The 24,913-nt window shown below is 66.1% G+C and carries 27 protein-coding genes and 1 pseudogene; 11 read left to right on the forward strand and 17 right to left on the reverse strand.

The window, feature by feature from the left end; translation table 11 throughout:
* The first annotated feature begins 2 nt into the window (after positions 1 to 2).
* From ACEN9N_RS11790 to ACEN9N_RS11805, 4 genes and pseudogenes are all read left to right on the forward strand, one after another.
* The gene (locus ACEN9N_RS11790; RefSeq protein WP_007828383.1) at positions 3 to 740 is read left to right on the forward strand and encodes an amino acid ABC transporter permease; all 738 of its coding nucleotides are present in this window, start codon (positions 3 to 5) and stop codon (positions 738 to 740) included.
* The gene (locus tag ACEN9N_RS11795; protein ID WP_495656119.1) at positions 740 to 1,429 is read left to right on the forward strand and encodes an amino acid ABC transporter permease; all 690 of its coding nucleotides are present in this window, start codon (positions 740 to 742) and stop codon (positions 1,427 to 1,429) included. The genes ACEN9N_RS11790 and ACEN9N_RS11795 overlap by 1 nt, the downstream gene beginning before the upstream one ends.
* A 9-nt stretch (positions 1,430 to 1,438) precedes the next feature.
* Positions 1,439 to 1,656, forward strand: a pseudogene (locus ACEN9N_RS11800) (amino acid ABC transporter ATP-binding protein); the annotation flags it as partial.
* 50 nt (positions 1,657 to 1,706) lie between these two features.
* A complete protein-coding gene (locus ACEN9N_RS11805; RefSeq protein WP_495656120.1) occupies positions 1,707 to 2,207 on the forward strand; it encodes a cupredoxin domain-containing protein in 501 nt (166 codons plus the stop codon).
* Positions 2,208 to 2,241: 34 nt separating this feature from the next.
* Here the strand turns inward: ACEN9N_RS11805 and ACEN9N_RS11810 are convergent, their stop codons facing one another.
* From ACEN9N_RS11810 to ACEN9N_RS11830, 5 genes are all read right to left on the reverse strand, one after another.
* The gene (locus ACEN9N_RS11810) at positions 2,242 to 4,455 is read right to left on the reverse strand and encodes a copper-transporting P-type ATPase (protein WP_495656121.1); all 2,214 of its coding nucleotides are present in this window, start codon (positions 4,453 to 4,455) and stop codon (positions 2,242 to 2,244) included.
* 153 nt (positions 4,456 to 4,608) lie between these two features.
* Positions 4,609 to 4,740: a hypothetical protein gene (locus ACEN9N_RS11815; protein ID WP_413313072.1), complete on the reverse strand. Its 132-nt coding sequence runs from the start codon at positions 4,738 to 4,740 to the stop codon at positions 4,609 to 4,611.
* Between the two features lie 121 nt (positions 4,741 to 4,861).
* Positions 4,862 to 5,536: a methyltransferase family protein gene (locus ACEN9N_RS11820; RefSeq protein WP_495656122.1), complete on the reverse strand. Its 675-nt coding sequence runs from the start codon at positions 5,534 to 5,536 to the stop codon at positions 4,862 to 4,864.
* A complete protein-coding gene (locus ACEN9N_RS11825; protein ID WP_495656123.1) occupies positions 5,517 to 5,753 on the reverse strand; it encodes a DUF2933 domain-containing protein in 237 nt (78 codons plus the stop codon). The genes ACEN9N_RS11820 and ACEN9N_RS11825 overlap by 20 nt, the downstream gene beginning before the upstream one ends.
* Positions 5,754 to 5,777: 24 nt before the next feature.
* Positions 5,778 to 6,191, reverse strand: a complete 414-nt coding sequence (locus ACEN9N_RS11830) for a hypothetical protein (protein WP_495656124.1) — start codon at positions 6,189 to 6,191, stop codon at positions 5,778 to 5,780.
* A gap of 129 nt (positions 6,192 to 6,320) precedes the next feature.
* On the opposite strand from ACEN9N_RS11830, the gene ACEN9N_RS11835 reads away from it, so the two are divergent.
* The gene (locus tag ACEN9N_RS11835; protein WP_495656125.1) at positions 6,321 to 6,623 is read left to right on the forward strand and encodes a DUF5676 family membrane protein; all 303 of its coding nucleotides are present in this window, start codon (positions 6,321 to 6,323) and stop codon (positions 6,621 to 6,623) included.
* A 6-nt stretch (positions 6,624 to 6,629) separates the two neighbouring features.
* Here ACEN9N_RS11835 and ACEN9N_RS11840 read toward each other — a convergent pair whose 3' ends face one another.
* From ACEN9N_RS11840 to ACEN9N_RS11850, 3 genes are all read right to left on the reverse strand, one after another.
* Entirely contained in the window at positions 6,630 to 6,845 is a 216-nt protein-coding gene (locus ACEN9N_RS11840) for a hypothetical protein (RefSeq protein WP_495656126.1), read from the reverse strand.
* Between the two features lie 401 nt (positions 6,846 to 7,246).
* On the reverse strand, positions 7,247 to 8,782 hold the full coding sequence (locus tag ACEN9N_RS11845; RefSeq protein WP_495656375.1) for a diguanylate cyclase: 1,536 nt from the start codon (positions 8,780 to 8,782) through the stop codon (positions 7,247 to 7,249).
* 191 nt (positions 8,783 to 8,973) lie between these two features.
* Positions 8,974 to 9,231, reverse strand: coding sequence for a hypothetical protein (locus ACEN9N_RS11850; protein WP_495656127.1), 258 nt, complete (start codon positions 9,229 to 9,231; stop codon positions 8,974 to 8,976).
* Between the two features lie 270 nt (positions 9,232 to 9,501).
* Between ACEN9N_RS11850 and ACEN9N_RS11855 the strand changes: the two genes are divergently transcribed.
* On the forward strand, positions 9,502 to 9,807 hold the full coding sequence (locus ACEN9N_RS11855; protein WP_495656128.1) for a hypothetical protein: 306 nt from the start codon (positions 9,502 to 9,504) through the stop codon (positions 9,805 to 9,807).
* A gap of 110 nt (positions 9,808 to 9,917) precedes the next feature.
* Positions 9,918 to 11,075, forward strand: a complete 1,158-nt coding sequence (locus tag ACEN9N_RS11860; protein ID WP_495656129.1) for a DSD1 family PLP-dependent enzyme — start codon at positions 9,918 to 9,920, stop codon at positions 11,073 to 11,075.
* Between the two features lie 27 nt (positions 11,076 to 11,102).
* Here ACEN9N_RS11860 and ACEN9N_RS11865 read toward each other — a convergent pair whose 3' ends face one another.
* Both ACEN9N_RS11865 and ACEN9N_RS11870 read right to left on the reverse strand, forming a co-directional pair.
* Positions 11,103 to 11,417 carry a hypothetical protein gene (locus tag ACEN9N_RS11865; protein ID WP_007828349.1) on the reverse strand — a complete coding sequence of 105 codons (315 nt, stop codon included), beginning with the start codon at positions 11,415 to 11,417 and terminating at the stop codon, positions 11,103 to 11,105.
* Between the two features lie 368 nt (positions 11,418 to 11,785).
* The gene (locus tag ACEN9N_RS11870) at positions 11,786 to 12,613 is read right to left on the reverse strand and encodes a crotonase/enoyl-CoA hydratase family protein (RefSeq protein ID WP_478180272.1); all 828 of its coding nucleotides are present in this window, start codon (positions 12,611 to 12,613) and stop codon (positions 11,786 to 11,788) included.
* 90 nt (positions 12,614 to 12,703) lie between these two features.
* Here ACEN9N_RS11870 and ACEN9N_RS11875 point away from each other — a divergent pair, with 90 nt between their 5' ends.
* Both ACEN9N_RS11875 and ACEN9N_RS11880 read left to right on the forward strand, forming a co-directional pair.
* Positions 12,704 to 14,572 carry a PhoX family protein gene (locus tag ACEN9N_RS11875; protein ID WP_413313057.1) on the forward strand — a complete coding sequence of 623 codons (1,869 nt, stop codon included), beginning with the start codon at positions 12,704 to 12,706 and terminating at the stop codon, positions 14,570 to 14,572.
* Between the two features lie 26 nt (positions 14,573 to 14,598).
* A complete protein-coding gene (locus ACEN9N_RS11880; protein ID WP_007828345.1) occupies positions 14,599 to 14,997 on the forward strand; it encodes a DUF488 domain-containing protein in 399 nt (132 codons plus the stop codon).
* Positions 14,998 to 15,027: 30 nt separating this feature from the next.
* Here the strand turns inward: ACEN9N_RS11880 and ACEN9N_RS11885 are convergent, their stop codons facing one another.
* On the reverse strand, positions 15,028 to 15,930 hold the full coding sequence (locus ACEN9N_RS11885) for an SDR family oxidoreductase (RefSeq protein WP_007828343.1): 903 nt from the start codon (positions 15,928 to 15,930) through the stop codon (positions 15,028 to 15,030).
* A 149-nt stretch (positions 15,931 to 16,079) separates the two neighbouring features.
* Here ACEN9N_RS11885 and ACEN9N_RS11890 point away from each other — a divergent pair, with 149 nt between their 5' ends.
* The gene (locus ACEN9N_RS11890) at positions 16,080 to 16,961 is read left to right on the forward strand and encodes a CoA transferase (RefSeq protein ID WP_495656130.1); all 882 of its coding nucleotides are present in this window, start codon (positions 16,080 to 16,082) and stop codon (positions 16,959 to 16,961) included.
* A gap of 1 nt (position 16,962) precedes the next feature.
* Here ACEN9N_RS11890 and ACEN9N_RS11895 read toward each other — a convergent pair whose 3' ends face one another.
* Positions 16,963 to 17,865 (reverse strand): hypothetical protein, encoded by a 903-nt coding sequence (locus ACEN9N_RS11895; RefSeq protein ID WP_413313055.1) that lies wholly within the window; start codon positions 17,863 to 17,865, stop codon positions 16,963 to 16,965.
* Positions 17,866 to 17,929: 64 nt separating this feature from the next.
* A complete protein-coding gene (locus ACEN9N_RS11900) occupies positions 17,930 to 20,311 on the reverse strand; it encodes a YgiQ family radical SAM protein (RefSeq protein WP_495656131.1) in 2,382 nt (793 codons plus the stop codon).
* Positions 20,312 to 20,458: 147 nt separating this feature from the next.
* On the opposite strand from ACEN9N_RS11900, the gene ACEN9N_RS11905 reads away from it, so the two are divergent.
* Positions 20,459 to 21,409, forward strand: coding sequence for a bifunctional helix-turn-helix transcriptional regulator/GNAT family N-acetyltransferase (locus ACEN9N_RS11905; RefSeq protein WP_495656132.1), 951 nt, complete (start codon positions 20,459 to 20,461; stop codon positions 21,407 to 21,409).
* 105 nt (positions 21,410 to 21,514) lie between these two features.
* On the opposite strand, the gene ACEN9N_RS11910 is transcribed toward ACEN9N_RS11905, so the two are convergent.
* The 4 genes from ACEN9N_RS11910 to ACEN9N_RS11925 form a co-directional block, all read right to left on the reverse strand.
* Entirely contained in the window at positions 21,515 to 22,297 is a 783-nt protein-coding gene (locus tag ACEN9N_RS11910) for a 3-hydroxybutyrate dehydrogenase (RefSeq protein ID WP_413313050.1), read from the reverse strand.
* A gap of 46 nt (positions 22,298 to 22,343) precedes the next feature.
* Positions 22,344 to 23,093, reverse strand: coding sequence for an acetoacetate decarboxylase (locus tag ACEN9N_RS11915; RefSeq protein WP_413313049.1), 750 nt, complete (start codon positions 23,091 to 23,093; stop codon positions 22,344 to 22,346).
* Positions 23,094 to 23,170: 77 nt separating this feature from the next.
* Positions 23,171 to 24,301 carry a patatin-like phospholipase family protein gene (locus tag ACEN9N_RS11920; protein ID WP_495656133.1) on the reverse strand — a complete coding sequence of 377 codons (1,131 nt, stop codon included), beginning with the start codon at positions 24,299 to 24,301 and terminating at the stop codon, positions 23,171 to 23,173.
* Positions 24,302 to 24,439: 138 nt separating this feature from the next.
* A complete protein-coding gene (locus tag ACEN9N_RS11925) occupies positions 24,440 to 24,889 on the reverse strand; it encodes a CHRD domain-containing protein (RefSeq protein ID WP_007828331.1) in 450 nt (149 codons plus the stop codon).
* Positions 24,890 to 24,913: the final 24 nt, after the last annotated feature.

The raw sequence follows: 24,913 nt of genomic DNA on the forward strand, positions 1-24,913 counted from the left end.
AGATGCACTACACCTGGGATTGGCTGATCTTCTTCAAACCCTCGGTCACGGGTGAAGGCATGTACGGCCTGATGCTGCTGCGCGGGTTGCTGTGGACGGTCGTGTTGTCGTTGCTGGCCTGGACGCTGGCGCTGGGCATCGGCCTTTTCGCCGGCGTGGCCCGGACCTTGCCGAGCCGCACGGCGCGATACCTGTCCACGGTTTACATCCACTGCTTTCGCAACACACCGCTGCTGGTGCAGCTTTTTCTCTGGTACTTCGTGGTGCCGGAGCTGCTGCCCGTCGAATGGGGCAATGCACTCAAGCAGATGAACCCGACCACGAACCAGTTCCTCACCGTGCTGGTAGGCCTGACGCTGTACACCGCCGCGAAGGCCGCCGAGCAGGTGCGCGCGGGCATCGAGTCGGTGCCGCGCAGCCAGAAACAGGCTGCCATGGCGCTCGGACTGGGCACCACGGCGGCCTATCGCCACGTGATCCTGCCGCAGGCCTTGCGCACCGTCATTCCTCCGCTGACCTCGGACTTCCTGAACGTGTTCAAGAACTCGGCCGTCGCGCTCACCATCGGCCTCATGGAGCTGACCGGGCAGACGCGCCAGTTCAGTGAGTTCAGCGCGCATCCCTTCGAGGCCTTCATTGCGTCGACGTTGATCTACGTGGCCATCACTTATGGCGTGATCGTGCTGATGCGCCACGTCGAGCGCCGCACGCGGGTGCCTGGCCTGCTGGGAGCCGCGTGATGGGCTACGACTTCGACTGGGCCTCTCTGCAGCGCGCCTGGCCCTATCTGATGCAGGGCCTGCAGATGACCGCCTTCCTGGTGGTGGTCTCGATGGCGGCCGGCGTCGCGCTGGGGACCTTGCTGGCCATCACCCGGATCTTCGCGCCGCGTCTGATCGCGGCGCTGGTGGCCGGGTATGTGAACCTGTTCCGCTCGATCCCGCTGATCCTCACGATCCTGTGGATCTACTTCCTGATGCCCGTCCTGCTGCGGGCCGTGACCGGAGATGCGAACCTCGGCGTCGGGCCGATCTATGCTGCGCTCGTGGCGTTCGTGCTCGCGGAGTCGGCCTACTACTGCGAGATCATTCGCGCCGGGATCGGCAGCGTGCACGCGGGCCAGATGCAGGCGGCGCAGTCGCTCGGCATGTCGCCGTGGCAGGCCCTGCGCCACGTGATCCTGCCGCAGGCGTTTCGCAACATGACGCCCTCGCTCATCAACCAGACCATCGCCCTGCTCAAGGACACCTCGCTGGTCTACGTGATCAGCCTGAACGACTTCCTCGGGGCGGCCAGCAAGGTGGGACAACGCGACGGGCGCGTGGTCGAGATCTACATTCTGGTCGCTGTCGTCTATCTGGTGCTGTGCACGGCAGGCGCCTGGTGGGTCACCTGGCTGCAGCGGCGCAAGGCCGCGGCTGTGATCTGAATGAACTCCATGATCGAAATCAACGACATCTCCAAGTGGTACGGCCAGTTCGCGGTGCTCACGGAATGCAGCACCCACGTTCGCGAAGGTGAGGTGGTCGGGTCGGCATGGTGTTCCAGCGCTTCGAACTCTTTCCGCATCTGAGCGTGACGGAGAACCTCGTGCTGGCGCAAGTCCAGGTACTCAAGCGCTCGCGTGCGGAAGCGGTCGAGCGGGGACTGCGCATAAAAACCACCGCCCCTTCACAGACAAGCCCATCACCTACCAAAGGAAACACATGAAATCGATCAAGACACTGGTGCTCGCCAGCACCCTGGCGTTCTCGGGCCTGGCCCTCGCACATGGCGACGAGGATCACAGTGCGTCGAGCGGACCGGTACGCAAGGAGCAAAAAGAATGGGGCATCGCGGGCGATGCGAGTGCGGCCAGGCGAACGCTGGAATTCAAGATGAATGACAGCATGCGCTTCACACCCAATCGCATCGAGGTCAAGCAGGGCGAGACCGTCAAGCTCGCCATCCACAATGAAGGAAAAGCCATGCACGAGTTCGTGATCGGCACGAAGAAGGAGCTCGACGACCATGCCGCACTCATGATGAAGTTCCCGGGCATGGCGCATTCCGAGCCCTACATGGCGCATGTCGCTCCAGGCAAGACCGGCGAGATTGTCTGGACCTTCAATCGTGCGGGAGAATTTGATTTCGCCTGCCTCATCGCGGGGCGCTATCAAGCAGGCATGGTCGGCAAGGTCAAAGTGGCGGCCGCCGCAGGATCTTGAGGGCGACGCCGGGGACACGCCGTGGTGAGAAACGCTACTCCACCTTCAACGTCCGCAGTCGGAGCGCGTTGCCGATCACGCTGACCGACGACAGAGCCATCGCCGCAGCGGCAACGACCGGCGACAGGAGCATGCCGAAGAAGGGGTAGAGCACCCCGGCCGCAAGCGGGATGCCGGCCACGTTGTAGGCGAACGAGAGGAACAGGTTCTGGCGGATGTTGCGCATGACGGCGTGCGACAGCGCCCTCGCGCGAACGATGCCCATCAGGTCGCCCTTGAGCAGCGTGATGCCAGCGCTTTCCATCGCCACGTCGGTGCCGGTGCCCATCGCGATGCCGACCGTGGCGGCGGCAAGCGCTGGCGAGTCGTTGACGCCGTCGCCGCCCATGGCCACGACCCGGCCCTCTTTCATCAGGCGCTGCACGACCGCGACCTTGTCCTCGGGGAACACCTCGGCAACGACTTCGTCGATGCCCAACTGTTTGCCCACAGCTTCTGCCGTTGTCTTGCCATCGCCCGTGAGCATGACGATGCGAATACCTGCAGCCTTCAGCAGCTGAAGCGCCTGGGGCGTCGTGGCCTTGATGGGGTCGGCGATTGCGACGAAGCCGGCGAGCTTGCCATTGACGCCGACGAAGATGACGGTGGCCGCCTTGGCGCGCTGCTCTTCCGCAGCCTGGTTCAATGGCGCCGATTCGATGCCGCTCTCGGTCAGGAACTTCGCGCTGCCCGAGACCACCTGCTGTCCGTCGACCGTGCCGACCACACCCTTGCCGACGGGCGAGTCGAAGTCCGTGACGGCGGACAGGTTCAACTTTCCCTCCTGCGCCGCGTTCACGATGGCCAGGGCCAACGGGTGTTCACTGGCCCGCTCGACGCTCGCGAGCTTCTGCAGCACGTCGTCCTTGCTGAAGCCCTCGGTCGGTTCGACGTGGACCACTTTCGGCCGACCCTCGGTCAGCGTCCCGGTCTTGTCGAGCACCAGCGTGTCGACTTTTTCCATGCGCTCGAGTGCTTCCGCATCGCGGACAAGCACGCCGTGCTGCGCGCCCTTGCCGACCCCGACCATGATGGACATCGGCGTGGCCAGGCCCAGCGCACACGGACAGGCAATGATGAGAACGGCGACCGCCGTGATGAGGGCGTAGCTGAACGCCGGCGGGGGGCCCCACGCCAGCCAGACGCCGAACGTGATGACCGCGATCAGGATGACGATCGGCACGAACCAGCCCGCGACCTGGTCGGCCATGCGCTGGATGGGCGCACGGCTGCGCTGGGCCGCCGCCACCATGTGAACGATTTGCGAGAGCAGCGTATCCGCGCCGACCTTCTCGGCGCGCATCACGAAGCCCCCGGTCTGGTTGAGCGTTCCGGCAGTCACCTTGGAGCCGACCGCTTTTGCTACGGGAATGGGTTCGCCCGTGACCATCGACTCATCGACGTTGCCCTTGCCGTCGGTGAGTTCGCCGTCGACCGGGACCTTCTCGCCAGGTCGCACGCGCAGGAGGTCACCGACCTGGATGGCATCGACCTGAACGGTTTCGTCCGAACCATCGGCCTTCACCTTGATCGCGGTCTTCGGCGCAAGCCCGAGCAGGGCCTTGATGGCCCCGGACGTCTTCTCGCGCGCTCGAAGCTCGAGCACCTGGCCCAGCAGCACCAACACCGTGATCACTGCCGCAGCCTCGAAGTAGACCTGAACGGCACCGCCTTGCAGCCGAAGTTCAGCCGGAAACAGCCCGGGCGCGACGGTCCCGACGATGCTGTAGATCCAGGCCGCTCCGGTGCCCAACGCGATGAGCGAGAACATGTTCAGGCTTCGGTTCCTCACCGATGCCACAGCACGCACGAAGAAGGGCCAACCTGCCCACAGCACGACCGGTGTTCCCAGCAGCAGTTGCACCCAGTTCGAGGGCTGCTGAGCGATGAGGTGGTGGATATCGAAGAGGTGTCCGCCCATCTCCAGGGCAAAGACCGGCACCGCGAGCGCCATGCCGACCCAAAACCGCTTCGTCATGTCCCGCAGCTCGGGGCTCTCGCCCTGCTCTGCCGTCGCCAGCACCGGCTCGAGCGTCATCCCGCAAATCGGGCAGTTGCCCGGACCCATCTGACGCACCTGAGGGTGCATCGGGCAGGTGTACTCGACCTGACCCTGGTCGCCCTCGGCCGCCGGCTTGGCGGCAGCGTGCGCATGGGCGTGGTGGCCGTGGCCATGGTGGGCATCGTCCATCACGGTGCCGTCTGGCATGACGTGCTGGCCTTCGTGAGGTCGTCCGTCCGGCACCGGTTTTGTCGGGGGCGGGCGGATGGGGTCATGGGTCGTTACGTTGCTGGGTCGCATCGCGCTCTCCTGTTGTTGTGGCTAGTTTCAACCTTCCCATGGTTGGAAGGTCAAGAGGCGCTACCGAAATGCCAATACCGAGGCAATCCAGAGGCCGCCACCGGCCAGAAATGCCCAGCACAACCAGAACAGCAACCGCTCCCACCAGGCCGGTGGACTTTCGCGGCCTTCGAGCCGGTACTTCAGTGTCATCCCTGCTCCATGGACCAGCAGACCCACGCCGAGCAATGGGACGGCGCAGGGCCGAATGGCTTCTGGGGCAATGAGCGCCAGACCTGCGCCCAAAACCATGGCGCCGAGACTGGAAGCGAGCTCAGCGCCCCGTGTGGCTGTTGACCGGCCGGGCACGGTCGTCTGTCGAGAAGTGCGGGATGAACCGGGGCGTGGCAGCCGCGTAATCGCGCCATGCATCGCCGAACGCAGCTTCCGAGTCGCGCTCCTCGGAGATGGCCAACCGCACATACATCACTGCGAGCACCGGGAACATCGCCAGCGTCAGGAGTGTCGGCCATTGCAGCAGGAAGCCGAACATGATGAGCACGAAGCCGATGTATTGCGGATGGCGCACCCGTCGGTACGGTCCCGCGGTCGCAAGCGCATGACGCCGCTGGGCATGATAGAGCACGTACCAGGCCTTCGAGAGCAGCATGAAACCAGCGAAGAGCACGACGATGCTCAGGATGTGGAGTACACCGAGGTGCGGATTGCCATGCCGACCGGTCAGCAGCCACCATAGGTGACCGGCGTCGTGACCGAACAGGTTGACACCCGGAAACTTCGAGCCCAGCCAGCCCGACAGCAGGTAGATGGTCAGCGGGAAGCCGTACATCTCCGCGAACAGCGCGACGATGAACCCGGAGTAGGCGCCGAAGCTGCGCCAGTCGCGCAGGGTCGTCGGCTTGAAGAAGCTGTAGGCGAACCCGACGAAGATGGCCGAGTTGAGAACCACCAGGCCCCACAGGCCGTAGTCATTTTCTGGGGTGTTCATCGTCAGCCTTTCTCGAGTGGCTGCCGTGGTGGTGGCCATGGTGCATGAAGATGTGCATCAGCGGGCACGCCAGCAGAAGTGCGAACGGCAAGACGCCCAATACATGGGCGCGGTGTTCGGTGAACAGAAGGAAACCGCCGACTGCCGCGACGACGAGCAGCACAACGCCCCCGCGTGAGCGCCAGAACGGGGGTGGTTCGTAGTTCATATCGTCCATGGCCTTGCTCCTCGCGGTCGACGGCTACTTGGTCGCTGGCGGCTTCATCCCGTCGCGGTCCATCATCATCTGCATCATCATTTCCATCATGTCCATGCGCTTGCCCATCATCTCGGGAGACATGCGCGCGCCGCCTTTGCCGTCGGGAGCGTGCATTTGGCCCATCATCGCCATGCCGTCCTGCATGGCCTTCATGTGTTCGCCCATCAACGCCTGGCGTTCGTCCGGCGTCTTCGCGTCCATCATCTTTTGGTGCATCGCCTGCATGGACTTCATCTGCATCTCCATCTGCGCAGGTGGTACTTTGGGCGCCTTCGACGTTCCAGACGTTGGCGCTACCGCGTTCGCAGGGTGATGGGCACCATGGTCCTGCGTGGATTGAGCCAGTGCGCCGCTCGAAAGCGCCGCTGCGATGGTGAGAAGAAAAATTGAGCGCATAGAGGGCCTCCGGCTTGTTAACCAAGTTTCGGGACACCCAGCGCTCCGCAGCTTGCGCTAGGTCAAGGCAGAAGGCTCGCGGCGCGCCTGGATTGGCTGAGAGGCATCTCCAACCTCCAAGGAGAATTCATGAACCACACGTCGCCTTCGATTCAGGAAAGCGGCGCACCGTCGACAGCGCTTCGCACAGGAGTGGCGCTGGCCACCAGCGTCGCGGTTTTCTATGCCCTGTGTACCCTGGCCTGGGTCGCTGCACCCGGCCCGTTTCTGCGCTTCATGAACAGCCTGTTCCGTGGCATGGACTTCTCCGTCCTCAGTCGGCGCGCGCCCTTTTCGGTGCGCGGCTTTGTCGAAGCCTTGCTCGTGATGAGCCTGTGGGCGTTCCTGGCGGGCTCCTTCTTTGGATGGCTGCGCCCGCGTCTCGGCGCGTAGGCACTTTCAAAGCCCGTCGCTCCGGGATGAAAACGAGCGCGCGAACGGAATCGTGGGCCTGCCGATGCCTTGGTCAGGCAGTTTCGCCGTCAGTACGGGTGAACTGTGGCTCTGGACCACACCGGCGACATGCTTCACACCCAGGGCAGCGACGACGCCCGCCGCAACCATCGTGATCGCCAGGCCGGTGCTGAAGCAGAGCATGAGGGACGCTTTGGCCAAACTTCGTGCTTCCTCGGTGGAGGAGATTGCGTCAAGTCACAGCCTCCATTGGGATCACCGAGCGCTTGTCCTGCTGATCCCGCGGCAACGTCGGGTCGGGTCGGGTCGGGTCGGGCTTGTACATGCGCGCCATCAAAGCTGCGCGTCGGCGTTCATGGTGAGCATCGCGAAGCTGCCCATACCCCGCCGGCATGCCGGGAGGTCGGACGCGCGACTGCATACCACTGCGGCGCAGGAGCCAGACGTTTTGCCACTCTCCGATGCCGGGGCAGGAACGCATGCAAGCCCCACCGCTGCGGGAGGGCACGTAGGCACCGGTTCGCAAGCGACCGGCCGTTGTCGCCATCAGGGTTGGCTTGGGTCCGTTCCAATGCGACGGGCTCCTTCAAGCTGTGTCCCCTTCAGGCCGCCTTTCGCATCGTCGTGCAAACGCGGTTCCGCCCCCCCATCTTGGCCTCGTACAGCGCCTTGTCGGCTGCCTGGATCAACGCCTTCGGCGGCCCCTTGGTGATTGCGGGGCTGAGCGCATCCACGCCGGCACTCAGCGTCACGAACCCGTCTGGCGTACCGGCGTGCACGATTTCCAGGCCACGAACTGCACTGCGGATTCTTTCCGCCAGGATGACGGCGCCAGCCACATCGGTATGCGGCAACAACACCGCGAGTTCTTCTCCGCCATAGCGGGCCGCGAGATCTCCCGGACGGCGCGAAGCGAGGCTGGCGATCGTGCGACTGATCGTCTGCAGGCACTCGTCGCCGGCCGCATGTCCATAGATGTCGTTGTACTGCTTGAAGCAATCGACATCGATCATGATGAGCGCCAGGGTGCTCGCATCGCGCATGGCCCGGCTGAATTCGCTGTCGAGCGTCACGTCGAACTGGCGGCGATTTGCCAACCCGGTAAGGCCGTCCTCCATGGCGAGCGTATTCAAGGTCTTGTTGAGCGTTTCCAGCGCGTCGCGCGCCCGCCGCAGTTCGGCCTCGCTCTTGTTTCGCAGTTCCATCTGCTTCACCAGCCGCCATCCGACGAAGCCGACGATCGACGTCATGAGAATGATGCCCGCCGTATGCCAGAGCGTGTCCTGCCACCATGCGGCCAGGATCTCATCCTTCGAAAGTGCTGCAGTAACGAACAGCGGATAGTTGTCGAGACGCCGAAAGCTGTTCAGGCGCGTGACGCCGTCCTGCGCTGATAAGACTTCGGTCGTTCCTACCGGACCTTGTGCAAGGTATGCGCGGAAGAGCCCGGTCTCCCGCATGTTCCGTCCGACCACGTCCGCGCTGTACGGCCGGCGAATCATCATGGTCCCGGTTTCGAGGACCAGCCCGATCGCGCCGGCACGGCCTATGTCGAGGCTGTCGTAGAACTTCATGAAGAAGTCGATATCGATCGACGCAAGCACCACGCCGGCGAAGCTGCCATCCGCATTGTTGATGCGCCGGGAAACGGGAACGAGCAGCTTTCCGTTGGTTCGGCTTTGCACCGGAATGCCGATGTGCGGCCCCCGCTCTTCGTGCTCTCGATGAAATAGAAAGTACTCCCGGCTCGCATTGTTCAGGTTCGGGTTCTGCGACGACGTCTGCCTGGAGTTTGCGACCCAGTTTCCATCCTTGTCGTAGATGTGAATCGCATCGAGCTGAGGGAGTTCGGCCACCTGCATGGCAAGCACCTTGCGAAGCCGTTCGACGGCCGCCGGCTCCGTGCCGTCGTGTTCGATGCGCTCGACGATGCCGACCAGCGCCGTATCGGCCTGCTTGATCGTGTCTTCCGCCTGCTGTGCCATTGCACGCGCGAGATTCGACGCCGCGACGCCCATCTGCTGGAGCAGGACCGTGCGCGCGTGCCAGCTGTTCCAGCAGTCGAGCACCACGAGGGTGAGGCAAACCACGGCCACGAAAGCCGTCGTCCGGAAGGTGATGGATGGCCGGCGAAACACTATGTGTCTTCGGAGCAATGACGTCTGGAGCTCATACCCGACTTTGGCACATCCTTGGCTGAATTGGCCACCATCATCAGCCATTGGGCCCCGTCCGGGCAGGCAAGCAGGGACCGCCAGCAGCTGATCGCGCAGCCAAGATAGCCTTGCCGCAGACAAAAATCTCCGGGATTAACCCTCGCCAGGGCTCGTCAGAGTGCCCTCTCTGCGCCCTCTGGAATCAATGGCGACAAAGGCTCGATAGCCTCGCCCGTCTCCACGTAGTTGAGCTCGATCGGGTGGACGACGGCTGCTGCGGCCTCGCCGTCGAATTTCACCAGCAGGTACTCGCCGCTCGCGCCGGAGATGATCCCGAAACGGCCATTGAGCTCAACCCTGCTGCCGCGCCGCGCCGGCACCTTGAAGCGCATTCGAATGTAGGGAAGACCTACGCGGAAATACTCGACCATGTGAACTCCCGTCTTGTTGTCGGTTCGACGGGGAAGCACGCTGCAGGCCCGTGCGGACCTGCGCAAACTCCCTGGCAGTCATCTCACCGCCACCCCTTGGGAGGGCGTGTCAGCCAAGGCCGATCCTCGATGACAGCCGCCGGATGTTCAGATGATGGAGCGCTCAAATGACAAGCCGAAGATGCCGCTGGGAACGGCATCGCTGGAACACTACACCCCTTCGCGCAACAGGCCTTCGCAGCTTGATGCGGAATCGGCGATGCTCAGGGCATGCCCACTGCAAATTCACGGCCGCCACCGCGCTTCGGATGGCGCGTCGCCGCGCTGATCTACACGGTCACCGGCGTCACGTGTGTCCTGGCCTGCGCCGCCGTGCCCGAGAGCGAGGCGGGCCTGCTCGCCGCCGTCTTGGGCGGGCTGCCATGGTCGATGAGCTTGCTGACGCTGGATCTGTCGCCCGGCGTGGCGAACACGGCGCTGATGCTGCTGGCCGGCAGTTGGACGATCAATGCCGCGCTGCTCTGGTGGCTGGCGCTGCGCCGGCCAACGCACCACGGACCATCGCATCCGGCGTAGGGACATTTCCGTCTCCGGCGTCCTGCGCCAGGCAGGCATTCAGTGCGATCATTCGCGCGCGAAATGCTGGCTCATTTTTCTCGCCCCCTCCCCTTCAAAGGCTTTTCCCGATGCCCCAAGACCTGCTGCAAGTCAACGCGCCTCTGATCGGCGTTCCCGGCGGCCGCCACCTGCTCGACACGCCCGCCCTGCTGATCGACCTGCCCGCAATGACGCGCAACATCGAACGCATGGCCGCCTTCGCCAAGGCGCGCGGCATCAACCTGCGACCGCATGTGAAGACGCACAAGTCGGTCGAGATCGCGCGGCGGCAGGTTGCGGCGGGTGCCATCGGCGTGAGCTGCGTCACGCTGGGCGAGGCGGAGGTGATGGTCCAGGGCGGCATTCCGGGCGTGCTCATCACCTCGCCCGCCGTCACGCCGAGCAAGATCTCGCGGCTCATCAAGCTGGCGCAGCGTGCGCGCCCGGGCGACGTGATGGTGGTGGTCGACAACCCGCAGAACCTGGCCGACCTGGCGCGTGCGGCGAGCGAACTCACGCACCCGCTCGACGTGCTGGTGGACTACGGCGCGGGCTACAACCGCACCGGCGCAGCCACGCAGGCGAAGGTGCTCGAACTCGCGGCACTGGTGGCCGCCGAGCCGCGCCTGCGGCTGCGCGGGCTGCAGTCTTATGCGGGCAACCTGCAGCACATCGTGTCGCGCGAGGAGCGCAGCACGGCGGCGGCCGGCCTGCGCGAAACGGTGGCGGACATCGTCGCGGCGGCGAAGCGGCAGGGCCTGCACTTCGACATCGTGACCGGTGCAGGCACCGGCACGCACGATCTCGATTCGCAGGAGAACGCGTTCACCGAACTGCAGGCGGGCTCGTACGTGTTCATGGATGCCGAGTACACGCAGGTGCTCGCCAACGACGGGCAACCGTCGCCCTTCGAGGTTTCGCTGTTCGTGCAGACGGCAGTGGTCAGCACGAATGCGACCGGCTGGGTGACGGTGGACGGCGGCACCAAGTGCTTCTCGACCGACAGCGGCGTGCCGCTGGTGGCCAAAGGCGCCGACGCCGCGAGCCGCTATGCCTTCTTCGGCGACGAGCACGGCAAGTTGATACCGCCCCAGGGCTCGCAGGCGCAGCGGCCCGCGCTGGGTGCGCGCGTGGAGTTCGTCACGCCGCATTGCGACCCGACGGTCAACCTGCATGACGCGTATCACGTGGTCGAAGGCGGCACGCTTGTCGCCATCTGGCCGGTGGACGCGCGCGGCAGGCGATAGGCGTCCTGGGGGCCGACCGCAGCGGCGTCAGACGCGCGGAAGCGCCGCAAGGAAGGTGGACACGACGATCGCGGCGGCGCGGTCGAGCTGCAGGATGTCTCCCACATCGAAAGCGTGCGGCGCTGTGCGTCCACTCGAACCGAGTGGCTTGCGGATCTCGACAAGAACTTCAGCCGCCAATTCGCGGTCGCTGCGCGGCCCGCCGTCGGGATGCATCACCCATTTATCGACTTGATCGAATGGAATGCTGCGGAAGACCCCCACGATGGGGATGTACTTGTAGCGATCCTCGCCCACCAGGATGGGCACGCTGAGGTTGCAAAAAAACGTGGTCGTCGACATGCAGGATCGCCGTCGCTAAGCAAAGCGTTCAATTGTTAATTAGTGCGCTGTCAACAACCACCCTCTGCGTAGCCATCAGAGGGGAAGACGTGACCTTCTGCACACAAACTACCTCCATTCTCTCTTCTCCTCCCCTTAAAACAACTACTTTATTCTTACACAAGGGCGCCGAAAAAAGCACTCGTGTGTTTTCGGCGGTTTGAACGCGACCTAAGAGGGTCGCCCACGGGCAGCGGCAGGCGCGAAAGCTGGGGGATACGAGGTTGCGCGAAGTTCGGCACCCTCCGGGCCGGGGGATTACCCGGCCGCCCGGACGTGGGACGGCGCAGCGACCAGCCCCTGCATCAGGGCCGCAGGCCAGATGTGGATCAGGCCGGAATACTGAATCGCGGCATGCGCCGCTCGATGTTGGCCTTGACGGCCTCAAGCTGGTTCGGGCTGCCGATCAGGGCCTTCTGCTCGACCGATTCGGCCACCAGCAGTTCGGCTGCGCTCTGCGAGGCCGACGCATTGAGCAGCCGCTTGCCGGCACGGATCGCATCGGGGCTCTTGCCTGCGATCTCGTGCGCCATCTGCAGCGCCTCGGCCAGCGGATCGACCGCAATGCGGGTGGCGAAGCCGATCCGAAGAGCCTCCTCGCCGGAGAAGACGCGGCCCGTGAAGGTGAGTTCGCGCACCACGTCGCTGCGGGCGAGCTCACGCATCAGCACCATGCCGGCCATGTCGGGCACCAGGCCCCACTTGATTTCCATCACCGAGAGCCTGGTGTCGGGCGCCACGATGCGGATGTCCGCGCCCAGCGCCACCTGCAGCCCACCGCCGAAGGCCACGCCATGCACGGCTGCAATGACCGGCACCGGCACCTCGCGCCAGACCATCGCCACCTGCTGCGCGGCGTTCGAGATGCCATGCGTGCGCGCCAGCAGGTCGGCGCCGGCCGCGCCCTCGCCCAGCACATCGGAGCCCGGGCCCTGCTGCATGCGCTCGAAAGACGCCATGTCCAGTCCCGCGCAGAAGGCCTTGCCGCGGCCCGAGATCACCACGGCCCGCACTGCCTTGTCGTCACGCAGCGCCTCGCCGGCCTCGATGAGTGCATCGAACATCGCGGGGTCGAGCGCGTTCATCTTGTCGGCGCGCGCGAGCTGCAGTTCCACCACGCCGTCGGCGTGGCGGGTCGTTTCGATGCGGTCGGTCATTCGATGTCTCCGGAATGGGTCCTGCGCCAGTATCGCCGGGCCTGGCACTCGGCGATGATGGCGCCTGTCGCCTGCACAACACCCTCTGCCATGTCTCTGGACCGCCGCCACTTTCTCATTCAATCGGGTTCGGCCGCCGCCGTGGTGGCGCTGTTCGGCCAGGGCTGTGCCGCCCCTTCCCCGTCCGCGCCCCATGGCGACGTGCTGGGCTTCGCCGGCGTGCCGGCTTCCTTGCACGACGGCGTCGTGGTGCCGCCCGGGTACGAGTGGCAACTGCTCTACCCCTGGGGCACGCCCACCGGCATCGCGGGGCGGATGCCGGCCTTCGCGCCCGATGCCGGGAACAGTGCCGACGACCAGGCGGTGCAGGCCGGCATGCACCATGACGGCATGCACTTCTTCGCGCTCGACGCGAGCGGCGAGCGCGGCCTGCTGGTGATGAACCACGAATACACCGACGAGCAGCTGCTGCATACCGACGGCGTGAAGGTATGGACCGCCGAGAAGGTGCGCAAGTCGCTGCACGCGATGGGGGTCTCGGTGATCGAGATCCGGCGCAGCGCACAGGGTTGGCAGCAGGTGCAGCCCTCACCCTTCGCGCGCCGCGTGCACGGCAACACGCCGATGCGCATCACTGGTCCGGCCGCAGGAACGCCGCTGATGCGCACCGCCGCCAACCCGGCGGGCGATGCGGTGTCCGGCACTTTTGCCAACTGCGCCATGGGCGTCACGCCGTGGGGCACGTACCTCACGTGCGAGGAAAACTTCCATGGCTACTTCGGCGGGCCGAAGGAGGCCGCCCAGGACGCGACGGCTGCCCAGCGCCGCTACGGCACGGTGGCCGGCTCGCAATGGGTGGAGTACTGGCGCTACGACGAGCGCTTCGACCTGAGCCGGCATCCGAACGAGCCGCACCGCTTCGGCTGGGTGGTCGAGATCGATCCCTTCGACCCGGCCGCCGAGCCCATCAAGCGCACCGCGCTCGGCCGCAAGCGGCAGGAAAGCGCCACCTGCACGGTCGCCAAGGACGGCCGTCTGGTCGTCTACATGGGCGACGACTCGCGCTTCGAATACATCTACAAGTTCGTCAGCCGGGAGAAGGTGCGCCCCGGCACCGACGCCGCCGCACGCGCCGCCAACCGCCACCTGCTCGACGATGGCAGGCTCTACGTGGCGCGCTACGACACCGGCGGCCGCGGCCGCTGGCTCGAGCTTACGCACGGCCGCGATGGGCTCGATGCGGCGAACGGCTTCGCCGACCAGGCCGAGGTGCTGATCCACGCCCGGCTGGCAGGCGACGTCGTTGGTGGCACGAAGATGGACCGGCCCGAATGGATCGCGGTGCACCCCCAGTCGGGCGAGGTCTACGTGACCCTCACCAACAACAGCCAGCGCGGCGACGCCGGCAAGCCCGGGCCCGACGCAGCCAACCCACGCGCCAACAACCTGTTCGGCGGCATCCTGCGCTGGCGCGAAGACGGTGGCGACGCTGCCAGCACCGGCTTCGCCTGGGACCATTTCGCGCTCGCGGGCGATCCCGCGCAGTCCGGCAGCGGCGCGCGCTATCCATCGAACGAGGCCGACATGTTCGGCGCCCCCGACGGCCTGCACTTCGACAAGGGCGGCCTGCTGTGGATCCAGACCGATCTGAGCGGCCAGGTGCTGGGCAGGCCGCCCTACACCTCTCTGGGCAACAACCAGATGCTGTGCGCCGACCCGGCATCGGGGCGCATCAAGCGCTTTCTCACCGGACCAAACGGCTGCGAGATCACCGGCTGCGTGGTCACGCCCGACCGGCGCACGCTGTTCGTCAACATCCAGCATCCGGGCGAGGCGCGCGACGACGGCGACACGAAACCCAACAGCGCCTGGCCCGACGGCACGGAGCCGGGCAGCGCGCGGCCGCGCTCCGCGACGCTGGCGATTCGCCGGCGCGACGGCGGTATCGTCGGCACCTGAGACAAACAGAGAAAAGGGAAACCCCCATGAGCATCCGCATCGTCCGTCTCGGCACCCCGCGCGCGCCCGACGAGGGCCTGCGCGTAGGCACCGTGCGCCGTCCGCCGCGCGGCGTTCCGAAGACCGAGTTCGCATCGCAGGACTGGTACGACGTGTGGTACCCGAACCTCGCGCCCTCCGTCGAGACGATGAAGCAGGCGCAGGAAGCCCAGAAAGCCGACTCACCCGCGCAGTGGAACGCCTTCGTGCGCAAGTTCAAGGCCGAGATGGCCGAGCCCGACGCGAGCCGCAGCCTCGACCTGCTGGCCGCGCTGTCTCACAGCACTTCGCTTTCGGTGGGCTGCTACTGCGAGGACGAATCGCACTGCCACCGCTCCGTGCTGCGCAGCCTGCTGGCCGAACGCGGCGCGGACATCGCGGACTGAGCGGGTCGACGCACACCCGCGAGCGAGGCTTCAGCGCTGCGCCTTGTCCTTCTGGTTCTGCGCCTCGATGCGTTCGCGCGCGGCCTGCCAGTCGGCGTCGCTCCACTGGCGCAGCTCGTAGAAGTTGCCACCGGTGGCCAGCGCGTTGCCGCCGTCCATCATGATGCTCTGGCCCGTGAGCCAGTCGCACTGCCCGGGCGCCATCAGGAAGGACGCGAGGTTCTGCAGTTCGCTCATGCGGCCGGTGCGTGCCATCGGGTTGTGCTGCTTGCTGCGCGCGCCGGGCTCCTCGCCTGGGTTCAGGCGCTTGCTCATGCCTTCGGTCGGAATCTCGCCGGGGCCGACGGCGTTCAGGCGGATGCCATGCCGCGCCCACTCCACCGCAAGCGACTTGGTCATGACCTCGATGCCGGCCTTGCTCATGGCCGAGGGCACGACGTAGGGGCTGCCGTTGTCCACCCAGGTGACGATGATGCTCATCACGCTGCGGAAGGCATCGCCCGGCTTCCACTCGCCCGACTTGGCCTGCGCCACCCAGCGCTTGCCCACCGCCTGCGTCACGTAGAAGCTGCCGTGGAACACGATGTTGGCGATGGCGTCGAAGGCGCGCGGCGAGAGATTCTCGGTCGGCGAGACGAAGTTGCCCGCCGCGTTGTTGACGAGCCCCGTGAGGCCGCCACTCTGGAACAGGCTCTCGACCATCTCGTCGACCTGCTGCGCGATGCGGATGTCGACGCCGAAGGTGTCGATGCGCCTGTCCGGGAACTGCTGTCGCCACTCGGCCGCGGTCTCGTCGCAGACCGACTGGCGCCGGCCGCAGATGGCCACGTCGGCGCCCAGGCCCAGGAAGCGCTCGGCCATCGCACGGCCGAGGCCCGTGCCACCGCCGGTCACGAGGATGCGCCGGCCGCTCATGAGGGAAGCTTCAAACATGGTTCGTCTCCTTGTCATTGAGGCAGCGGCAAGGGAGGTGGCTGCCACTCGCGGATGCTACGCGCGAGACGCGGCGTCGGCTTGTGGGAAGTGGCTTCGGGTGCCGGGGTGAGAATGCGCGGAACGAGTTTCCCGGAGACAAGACGCCGATGCCGAGTTCCGCCAGCCCCGCCAACGACCATGCCGCGACGCTCGAGGGCGTGCGCGTCGTGAGCGTCGCGCTCAACCTCCCCGGCCCCGCCGCGCTGCTGCGCTGCCGTGAAATGGGCGCCACCTGCCTCAAGCTGGAGCCGCCGGGCGGCGATCCGATGGGGCTCTACAACCGGCCCGCGTATGCGGCGCTGCATGCGGGCATCGAGATCCGCACCGTCGATCTCAAGACCGAGGCCGGGCAGCAGCTGCTGCACGCTGAACTCGCGGCGACCGACGTGCTGCTCACCTCGTTCCGCCCTTCCGCGCTCGGCAAGCTCGGGCTCGACTGGGCCACGCTGCATGCGCGTCATCCGGCCCTGTCGCAGGTGGCCATTGTCGGCGCGCCGGGCGAGCGCGCCGAGGAACCGGGCCACGACCTGACCTACCTCGCCGAAAGTGGGCTCGTCACCGGCACCGAGCTGCCGCCGACGCTTTATGCCGACATGGGCGGCGCCCTGCTCGCAAGCGAGGCTATGCTGAAGGCCATGCTGCGGCGGTCCCGCAAGGCCGGCGGCGCGTATTTCGAGGTGGCGCTGAACGCCTCGGCCGACTGGCTCGCCCTGCCCCGCACCTGGGGCCTCACGCAGCCCTCGGGCATGGTCGGCGGCGCGCACGCCGGCTACCGCGTCTACCCCTGCGCCGACGGCCGCGTGGCCGTGGCCGCGCTGGAGCCGCATTTCGCGGCCCGGCTATGCGAGGCGGCTGCAATCGCTTCGCGCGACATGACTGCGCCGGCCACGCACGAGGCGCTGGCCGCGTGGCTCGCGACCCGCACGCGCGCCGAACTCGAAGCCATGAGCCGCACGCGCGACGTGCCGCTGCTCACGATGGCCAGCTGATTCAGCGCGCCGCGCCGTCGCGCTGCCGGTCTTCGCGCTTCAGTGCGAGATAGGTATCGAGGTCCACTTCGTGCAGCTGGCGCGGGTACTGCTCCACCGCTGCGAACCAGCGGCGCTGGCGGCGCTCGGCCTGGTCGGGGCCCGGCGCGGCGAGGTAGGCGTCGAGCGTAAGGAAGTAGCGCATCGCGTTGCGCTCCACCAGCCCGCGCAGGCCGCGGATGTATTCAGGCTGCCCTTCCGGCGTCTTGCCCACCACAGTGAAGCCGACCTTGTCGCTGCCGAAAGTCGCCAGGTAGGCCATGGTGCCCAGCCGCACCATCGCGTTGTGGTCGTAGCTGTAGCTGAAATGCAGGAAGCTCTTGCGCTCGTCGAGCGCCACGGCCTGCAGCGTGACACGGTAATTGCTGGTGCCCAGCGGGCCGCTCTCGGCCATGAGTTCGACCGACATGTACTCGGGCGTGGCGTTGGTGACCCGGTAGACGAACGGCAGCTCGAAGGCCTGGTCGATCGGCTTGTCGTAGCGACGCACCACATAGAGCGTGAGCATTTCGCTGCCTTGCGGGCCGCTGGCCGTGCGGCAGCGCCGGTTGTTGATGTGCAGGGTCAGCACGCCGCACCAGTGGGCCGATCCCTTGAGCGTGGCGCTGATCGCCGACAGCGGATGTTCGACCACCGCGTAGACGTCACCCTGCAGGCCGTCGGGCGTCTCCATGGAATCGAGCTGCACGGGGCGCCCGAAACTGCTGTGATCGAGCTTGTCGCTCATCCGCTGGTGCGTGGCACGCAGCGCCTGGGCAGAAGAGTTTTCAGGTGCGGCGGCAAGCGCCTGCAGCGAGGCCGCGAGCAGCAGCGCCCCGGCCAGGGTGCGCGTCCATGAAGCCCGCGGGGAGGGAGAACTGCTCATGGACCACACCATACAGCGGACTGTCCATCTTCGCTGTCGGTCGGACCGCGCCGGCGTTCTGAAATCAGCGCGGCTTGCGGATGCTGCCGCGCACCGGGCCAGCGGCTTTGCGCGAGGCCGGCCCAGAGCCGTTGTCGCGCGGCGGCAGGCCGGTGTGCTGCGTGAGGATGCGGCCCTTCGAGGGCTTCACCGGCGTCAGCTTGACCGGTGCGGCCGTCGAGTTCTTGCGCCGCGCACTGGTGTAACCGCCGTCGGTCAGCGGCTGCCAAGTCGGGATGAGGTGGTGCTTGCCATTGCCGATCAGGTCGGCGCGGCCCATGCTCTTGAGCGCCTCGCGCAGCAGCGGCCAGTTGTTGGCGTCGTGATACCGCAGGAAGGCCTTGTGCAGGCGGCGGCGCTTGTCGCCGCGCACGATGTCCACCGTCTCGCTCTCGCGCGTGATCTTGCGCAGCGGGTTCTTGTTGGTGTGGTACATCGTCGTCGCCGTGGCCATCGGGCTCGGGTAGAACGTTTGCACCTGGTCGGCGCGGAAGCCGTTCTTCTTGAGCCAGATCGCGAGGTTCATCATGTCCTCGTCGCTGGTGCCCGGGTGCGCGGCAATGAAGTACGGAATGAGGTACTGCTTCTTGCCAGCCTCGGCCGAGTACTTCTCGAACATCTGCTTGAACTTGTCGTAGCTGCCGATGCCGGGCTTCATCATCTTGGTGAGCGGGCCCTGTTCGGTGTGCTCGGGCGCGATCTTCAGGTAGCCGCCGACGTGGTGCTGCACCAGCTCCTTCACGTATTCGGGCGACTGCACGGCCAGGTCGTAGCGCAGGCCGGAGCCGATGAGGATCTTCTTGATGCCCTTGAGCGCACGCGCCCGGCGGTAGATCTTGATGAGCGGGTCGTGGTTGGTGTTGAGGTTCGGGCAGATGCCCGGATACACGCAGCTGGGCTTGCGGCAGGCCGACTCGATCTCGGGAGACTTGCAGCCGATGCGGTACATGTTGGCCGTGGGGCCGCCCAGGTCGGAGATGGTGCCGGTGAAGCCCTTGACCGAATCGCGGATGGCCTCGACCTCCTTGATGATCGAGTCTTCCGAACGGCTCTGGATGATGCGGCCTTCGTGCTCGGTGATCGAGCAGAAGGTGCAGCCGCCGAAGCAGCCGCGCATGATGTTCACGCTGAAGCGGATCATTTCCCACGCCGGGATCTTGGTCGCGCCATCGTGGCTGCCGTTCTCGTCGGCATAGCGCGGATGCGGGCTGCGCGCGTATGGCAGGTCGAACACGTGGTCCATCTCGGCCGTGGTGAGCGGAATGGGCGGCGGGTTGATCCACACGTCGCGCGCCGTGGCGCCCTCGCCGTGCGCCTGCACCAGCGCGCGGGCGTTGCCAGGGTTGGTCTCGAGGTGCAGCACGCGGTTGGCGTGGGCGTAGAGCACCGGGTCGCTGCGCACCTGCTCGTACGACGGCAGGCGGATCACCGAATGGTCGCGCGGCGGAACCTTGATTCTTGCCCGCATGGCCAGCGCCGGGTTGGGCACGAAGTTCAGCGGCTTGATGGCGGGGTTGACGACCGAACCGGCAGCGGAGCCGGCAGCTTCTGCCGCCTTGGCGACGGCTTCGGCCTCGTCTTCCTTCGCGCAGGTCGCGCCGTTGGCCTTGGCCTGGTCGGACACCATCAGGTACGGATTGACATGCGCTTCGACGCGGCCGGGTTCGTCGACGCTGGTGGAGTTGATCTCGAACCAGCCTTCCGGTGTTTCGCGCCGCACGAACGCGGTACCGCGCACGTCGGTGATCTGCTGCACCGGCTCCTTGGCGGCCAGGCGGTGCGCGATCTCGACGATGGCGCGCTCGGCGTTGCCGTACAGCAGCAGGTCGCACTTCGAATCGACGACGATCGAGCGGCGCACTTTGTCCGACCAGTAGTCGTAGTGCGCGATGCGGCGCAGCGAACCTTCGATGCCGCCGAGGATGATCGGCACGTCGTTCCAGGCTTCCTTGCAGCGCTGCGAATACACGATGGCCGCGCGGTCGGGGCGCGAGCCGCCGACGTCGCCGGGCGTGTAGGCGTCGTCGCTGCGGATCTTCCGGTCGGCCGTGTAGCGGTTGATCATCGAATCCATGTTGCCGGCGGTCACGCCGAAGAACAGATTCGGCTTGCCCAGCGCCTTGAAGGGCTCTGCGCTCTGCCAATCGGGCTGGGCGATGATGCCCACACGGAAACCCTGCGCCTCCAGCATGCGGCCGATCACCGACATGCCGAAGCTGGGATGGTCGACGTAGGCGTCGCCGGTGACCACGATGATGTCGCAGCTGTCCCAGCCGAGCGCTTCCATTTCCTTGCGCGAGGTCGGCAGGAACTTCGCCGTGCCGAAACGGGCGGCCCAGTACTTGCGGTAGCTGGTCAGCGGCTTGGCGGCACGTGCAAAAAGGGAGACGTCGACGGGGGCGTTCATCGGTGGGAGTTGACAGCGCCATGGCGGCGCCGTTGTGGGCAACCTTCAATTTTAGGGTTTTCCACCATGTCTGTCGCGACAAACATCCTGTGACCCGGTCGTCGCAAGGCCTTCAATTGATTGCTTGAGTCAAATAATTTTATGACAATGGCAATCATGTCCACCCCGTCTCCAACCGTCGATCCCGCCGCCGTCAAGGCAATCCGGCAGTTCAACCGCTTCTACACGCGCCGTATCGGCGCCCTCGATCCTTACCTCGGCAGCACCATGTCCTTGACCGACGTGCGCGTGCTGTACGAGCTGGCGCACCGTGAAACGGCCGTCGCCAGCGAGATCGGCCGCGACCTCGGGCTCGATGCGGGCTACATGAGCCGCATCCTGCGCCGCTTCGAGAACGAGGGCTGGCTTTCGCGCAAGCCGCATCCGCGCGATGCGCGGCAGAGCGTGTTGCGCCTGACCGACGCCGGCCACGCCGCATTCGCGCCGCTGCAGCAGAAATCGCGCGAAGAAGCCGCCGCCCTGCTCGCCCCGCTGGCGCCGGCCCAGCGCCAGCAGCTGGTGCAGGCGATGGGCACGATGCAAGCGCTGCTCGACTCCGAGGCGCCGCCCGCGAAGCTCCAGGCGGCCGTGCTGCGCGACCCGGCGCCCGGCGACATCGGCTGGGTGGTGCAGCAGCACGGCGAAATCTATGCGCGCGAGTACGGCTGGAACGGCGAGTTCGAGGCTCTGGTGGCCGGCATCGCGAGCGAGTTCCTGCTCAAGTTCCAGCCCGAGTGGGAGCGCTGCTGGATCGCCGAACTTAACGGCGAGCGCGTAGGCGCGATCTTCGTGGTGCGCAAGTCGGCCGCGGTGGCGCAGCTGCGCATGCTGATCCTGGCGCCCGCCGCGCGCGGGCTGGGCCTGGGCGGCAAGCTGGTGGACGAGTGCATCACCTTCGCGCGCCGCAAGGGCTACCGGAAGATGGTGCTGTGGACCAACAGCTGCCTGTCGGCCGCGCGCGGCATCTATGCGAAGCGCGGCTTCCAGCTCGCCAAGTCGGAGCCGCACGAGAGCTATGGCCAGCATCTCGTGGGCGAGACCTGGGAATTGAAGTTGTAGTGCCAGGAACACCGAGGAACCGGCTTTGCCGGGCCTCAGGTGTTGCCCCCGATAGGGGGTTGGCGAAGCGACACGAAGTGCGCGCAGCCTGGGGACGAGCAACAGTTACTGCATGAACCAGCCGTGGCTCACCACCAGCGACTGGCCGGTGAGCGCATTCGTCGGGAAGCCCGCGAACAGCAACGCCACGCGCGCCACGTCTTCCGTGGTCGTGAACTCGCCATCCACCGTTTCCTTCAGCATCACGTTCTTGATGACTTCCTGCTCGCTGATGCCCAGCGTCCTGGCCTGCTCGGGAATCTGCTTCTCCACCAGCGGCGTGCGCACGAAGCCCGGGCAGATCACGTTCGCGCGCACGCCGTGCTTGGCGCCTTCTTTCGCGACCGTCTTGGCCAGCCCGATGAGGCCGTGCTTGGCCGTCACGTAGGGCGCCTTCAGCAGAGAGGCTTCCTTCGAGTGCACCGAGCCCATGTAGATCACGCTGCCGCCGCGGCCCTGCGCGTACATGTGCTTCAGGCAGGCCTTGGTGGTGAGGAAGGCCCCGTCGAGGTGAATGGCGAGCATCTTCTTCCAGTCGGCGAAGCTGAACTCTTCCACCGGGTGAACGATCTGGATGCCGGCGTTGCTGATGAGGATGTCGATGCCGCCGAAGGCCGCAGCACCCTCTTCGACCGAGGCATTGACCTGGTCTTCGTTGGTCACGTCGACACCTACGCCGATGGCCTGTGCGCCCGTGGCCTTGAGCTCGGCCGCGGTAGCGTCGGCCGCTTCCTTGTTGAGGTCGGCAATGATGATCTTCGCGCCTTCCTGTGCGAACAGGATGGCAATTTCCTTGCCGATGCCGCTGGCCGAGCCGGTGATGTAGGCGACCTTGTCCTTGAGTTGCATGGTGAGTTCCTTGGATGAGGGTTGGGAGGGAAAGAGGCTGCGGGAGTCAGGCGAGATAGTCGTGTTCGACGGTGCCCAGCGCCAGCGTCATGTCGGCGATGTAGTGCACCGCGGATTCAACCTTGCGCACCGGCAGGTCGGCCACCGGCGCCAGTGCATGGGGATGCAGTTCGAGCGAAGCCGGGCCGGCCCACGCGCCGTGCAGCGTGACGTCGACCATGTGATAGCGCACCAGCTCGCAGATGCGGGCCGTGCCGTCGACGTGCGGAATGATCTTCAGCAGGAAGTTCGGCTGCGCGATGCCCGCGAGGATGGGCCCGGGCTCGAGCGTGCGGTGCTTGAAGCCCATCGTGGCCTTGGCCACGCGCACCTTGCCATAGTCGAGCGTGCCGACCACCACGTCGGTCTCATAGTCGAGCACCGGCGAGGCCAGCTTCTTCGGAAAACCCCACAGTTCGCGCCCGCCGGCAATCGGCGGATGGTCGTCGAGGTACATCGCGTGCACGTACGAGCCCTTCTCCACGCCCCTGGCGGTGCGCAGCTGCACAGGAATGACCTGGCCCGACTCGGTGTAGTCGCCAAAGCCGGTGGAGTCGGGCATGCGGATGAATTCGTACTTGACCAGCGGCTCGACCACTTCGAGCGGCTCGGGCACCACGGCGCGCAGAGCGTCCATGTCGGTGCTGTAGGTGACGACGAGAAATTCGCGCCGCGCGAACCGGTACGGGCCGGGCGGAAAAGCGGGACTGGTCAACGGCATCGCGAATGCCGTTCGTCGCACGTCTTCAATGTTCATGGACATTCCTCCTGTTGAAGTGGCAGCCAGTCTGGCGCCGGTTTCTTAGCCGCGGCTGAATCGAGGCACCTTCATCGTCATGTCGACAGGCCCGGCCGCTTGACGCGCCCCGCGCCATGTTCACCGAGGTCGAAGGTGGTCACGCCATTGACCGTGGCGTCGGCGCGCAGGGTCTCGGGGTGGGCCAGCGTGTTGCGCATGTCGCGCGCACCCGATTCCCAATGCTCTTCCACCGCGGCGCGCGAGAACTCGTAGTCCTTCGACTCCAGCTCGTAGGGCTTGTCGCGGTAGATCAGATGGAAGATGTCGATCGGCTGGTGCGTCAGTTGCGACTGCACCGCGAGCACGCTCGGGTCGTTGCGCAGGCTGACCGGCAGCTTGGAGATCAGGTCGGCAATCGCCTGCTGCAGGTTCATGTTGGCGGCCAGCGCGTCGGTGTTCATGCGGGTGCGGCTCGAGTAGGTGATGTCCTTCTGCCGCTCCATCACGCCCGCCATGGTGCGCGGCATCTCGCCACGCGCATTGAACAGGTCGACCTGCAGCACCACCAGCGGTTCGGAGCGCGGGTGCATGTCGAGCACATACTGCAGCGGCGTGTTCGACACGATGCCGCCGTCCCAGTAGTCGTCGCCGTCGATGCTGACCGGTGCGAAACCCGGCGGCAGCGCGCCGCTGGCCATGATGTGCTCGGGCCCGATGCGCTGGCGCGTGTTGTCGAAGTACACCGAGTTGCCGGTGCGCACATTGACCGCGCCTACGCTGAAGCGCGCTTCGCAGGCGTTGACGCGGTCGAAGTCCACAAGCCGTTCGAGCGTGGCCTTCAGCGGCGAGGTGTCGTAGTAGCTCAGCAGCGGCGCCGCGCCGCCCATCAGGAAGGCCGGCGAGTAGCGCGGTTCGAAGAAGCCCGGAATGCCGAGCAGCGAGGCCATCGTCGCGCTGTACTGGTTCTGCGTGGCCCGGTCGCCGAGCCATGAAGGCAGGCGCTGCGAAGGACCCGAAGACACCAGGTGCCAGAACTCGCGCAGCCGGTCGACCCGGCGTTCGGGCGCATTGCCCGCGATCAGCGCCGCGTTGATGGCCCCAATGGAAACGCCGGCGATCCAGTGCGGCTGCAGTTCGGTTTCGCTGAGCGCTGCATACACGCCGGCCTGGTAGGCGCCGAGCGCGCCCCCGCCCTGCAGCACCAGCGCCTTGCGGGCGGTGCGCATGTCTTCGCGACGCGAAGCGAATGGGTCGAGGGGTTTGGAGGCGGCACGGATTTTCTTCTTGGGTGGTGTCGTCATTCGTTCATTTGACACCAGCCCCGCGACGCCAACCTGACCAGGGCTTGCCGCCCCGGAACGATGTCACATCTTCGGCAGCATCTGTCCACGGATCTCGCCGCCCGGGTTGGCGGCGGTGTGCACGTTGGCGTACCACTTGCCCGCAGCCAGGTCGGCGGCCTGTGCCGGCGTGAGCGTGGCCTGGCCTTCGATCGGGCTCGCCGGGTTGGCGAAGGGCAGCACCACGCCGGCATTGGCGCCGGCGGCGGCCGGGCCGTGGAAGTGCGCCATGGTGGCCGGGCCGCTCAGGCCGCTGTAGGTGATCTTGTACTTGAGCACGTTGGTGTCGCGGTTGAGCCAGGCCTCGGCCATGCCGCTGCCGCGCGTCATGTTGGGCGGGACTTCGCTGGCCGCGTTCATCGCGCCGCTGAAGCTCGCCACGTTCGACTTGGACATCATCCCGCAGCCGACCAGCGCGGCACTGGCCACCGCGGTGACGAGAGCTGCGCGCAAAAGAGTGCCATAGTTGGTCATGAGCTTGATCTCCTGAGTTATGAA

This window comes from Variovorax sp. Varisp46 (assembly GCF_059491885.1).

Excerpts from the sequence above, each read along its gene's own strand:
- ACEN9N_RS11875 (WP_413313057.1), top strand. The coding sequence starts at position 12,704 with ATGTCTCTGGACCGCCGCCACTTTCTCATTCAATCGGGTTCGGCCGCC.
- ACEN9N_RS11810 (WP_495656121.1), bottom strand. The coding sequence starts at position 4,455 with ATGCCAGACGGCACCGTGATGGACGATGCCCACCATGGCCACGGCCAC.
- ACEN9N_RS11795 (WP_495656119.1), top strand. The coding sequence starts at position 740 with ATGGGCTACGACTTCGACTGGGCCTCTCTGCAGCGCGCCTGGCCCTAT.
- ACEN9N_RS11825 (WP_495656123.1), bottom strand. The coding sequence starts at position 5,753 with ATGGACGATATGAACTACGAACCACCCCCGTTCTGGCGCTCACGCGGG.
- ACEN9N_RS11805 (WP_495656120.1), top strand. The coding sequence starts at position 1,707 with ATGAAATCGATCAAGACACTGGTGCTCGCCAGCACCCTGGCGTTCTCG.
- ACEN9N_RS11790 (WP_007828383.1), top strand. The coding sequence starts at position 3 with ATGCACTACACCTGGGATTGGCTGATCTTCTTCAAACCCTCGGTCACG.
- ACEN9N_RS11905 (WP_495656132.1), top strand. The coding sequence starts at position 20,459 with ATGGCAATCATGTCCACCCCGTCTCCAACCGTCGATCCCGCCGCCGTC.
- ACEN9N_RS11835 (WP_495656125.1), top strand. The coding sequence starts at position 6,321 with ATGAACCACACGTCGCCTTCGATTCAGGAAAGCGGCGCACCGTCGACA.
- ACEN9N_RS11870 (WP_478180272.1), bottom strand. The coding sequence starts at position 12,613 with ATGACCGACCGCATCGAAACGACCCGCCACGCCGACGGCGTGGTGGAA.
- ACEN9N_RS11815 (WP_413313072.1), bottom strand. The coding sequence starts at position 4,740 with ATGACACTGAAGTACCGGCTCGAAGGCCGCGAAAGTCCACCGGCCTGG.
- ACEN9N_RS11910 (WP_413313050.1), bottom strand. The coding sequence starts at position 22,297 with ATGCAACTCAAGGACAAGGTCGCCTACATCACCGGCTCGGCCAGCGGC.
- ACEN9N_RS11830 (WP_495656124.1), bottom strand. The coding sequence starts at position 6,191 with ATGCGCTCAATTTTTCTTCTCACCATCGCAGCGGCGCTTTCGAGCGGC.
- ACEN9N_RS11820 (WP_495656122.1), bottom strand. The coding sequence starts at position 5,536 with ATGAACACCCCAGAAAATGACTACGGCCTGTGGGGCCTGGTGGTTCTC.
- ACEN9N_RS11885 (WP_007828343.1), bottom strand. The coding sequence starts at position 15,930 with ATGTTTGAAGCTTCCCTCATGAGCGGCCGGCGCATCCTCGTGACCGGC.
- ACEN9N_RS11855 (WP_495656128.1), top strand. The coding sequence starts at position 9,502 with ATGCCCACTGCAAATTCACGGCCGCCACCGCGCTTCGGATGGCGCGTC.
- ACEN9N_RS11915 (WP_413313049.1), bottom strand. The coding sequence starts at position 23,093 with ATGAACATTGAAGACGTGCGACGAACGGCATTCGCGATGCCGTTGACC.
- ACEN9N_RS11860 (WP_495656129.1), top strand. The coding sequence starts at position 9,918 with ATGCCCCAAGACCTGCTGCAAGTCAACGCGCCTCTGATCGGCGTTCCC.
- ACEN9N_RS11865 (WP_007828349.1), bottom strand. The coding sequence starts at position 11,417 with ATGTCGACGACCACGTTTTTTTGCAACCTCAGCGTGCCCATCCTGGTG.
- ACEN9N_RS11920 (WP_495656133.1), bottom strand. The coding sequence starts at position 24,301 with ATGCGCACCGCCCGCAAGGCGCTGGTGCTGCAGGGCGGGGGCGCGCTC.
- ACEN9N_RS11900 (WP_495656131.1), bottom strand. The coding sequence starts at position 20,311 with ATGAACGCCCCCGTCGACGTCTCCCTTTTTGCACGTGCCGCCAAGCCG.
- ACEN9N_RS11880 (WP_007828345.1), top strand. The coding sequence starts at position 14,599 with ATGAGCATCCGCATCGTCCGTCTCGGCACCCCGCGCGCGCCCGACGAG.
- ACEN9N_RS11895 (WP_413313055.1), bottom strand. The coding sequence starts at position 17,865 with ATGAGCAGTTCTCCCTCCCCGCGGGCTTCATGGACGCGCACCCTGGCC.
- ACEN9N_RS11850 (WP_495656127.1), bottom strand. The coding sequence starts at position 9,231 with ATGGTCGAGTATTTCCGCGTAGGTCTTCCCTACATTCGAATGCGCTTC.
- ACEN9N_RS11890 (WP_495656130.1), top strand. The coding sequence starts at position 16,080 with ATGCCGAGTTCCGCCAGCCCCGCCAACGACCATGCCGCGACGCTCGAG.
- ACEN9N_RS11925 (WP_007828331.1), bottom strand. The coding sequence starts at position 24,889 with ATGACCAACTATGGCACTCTTTTGCGCGCAGCTCTCGTCACCGCGGTG.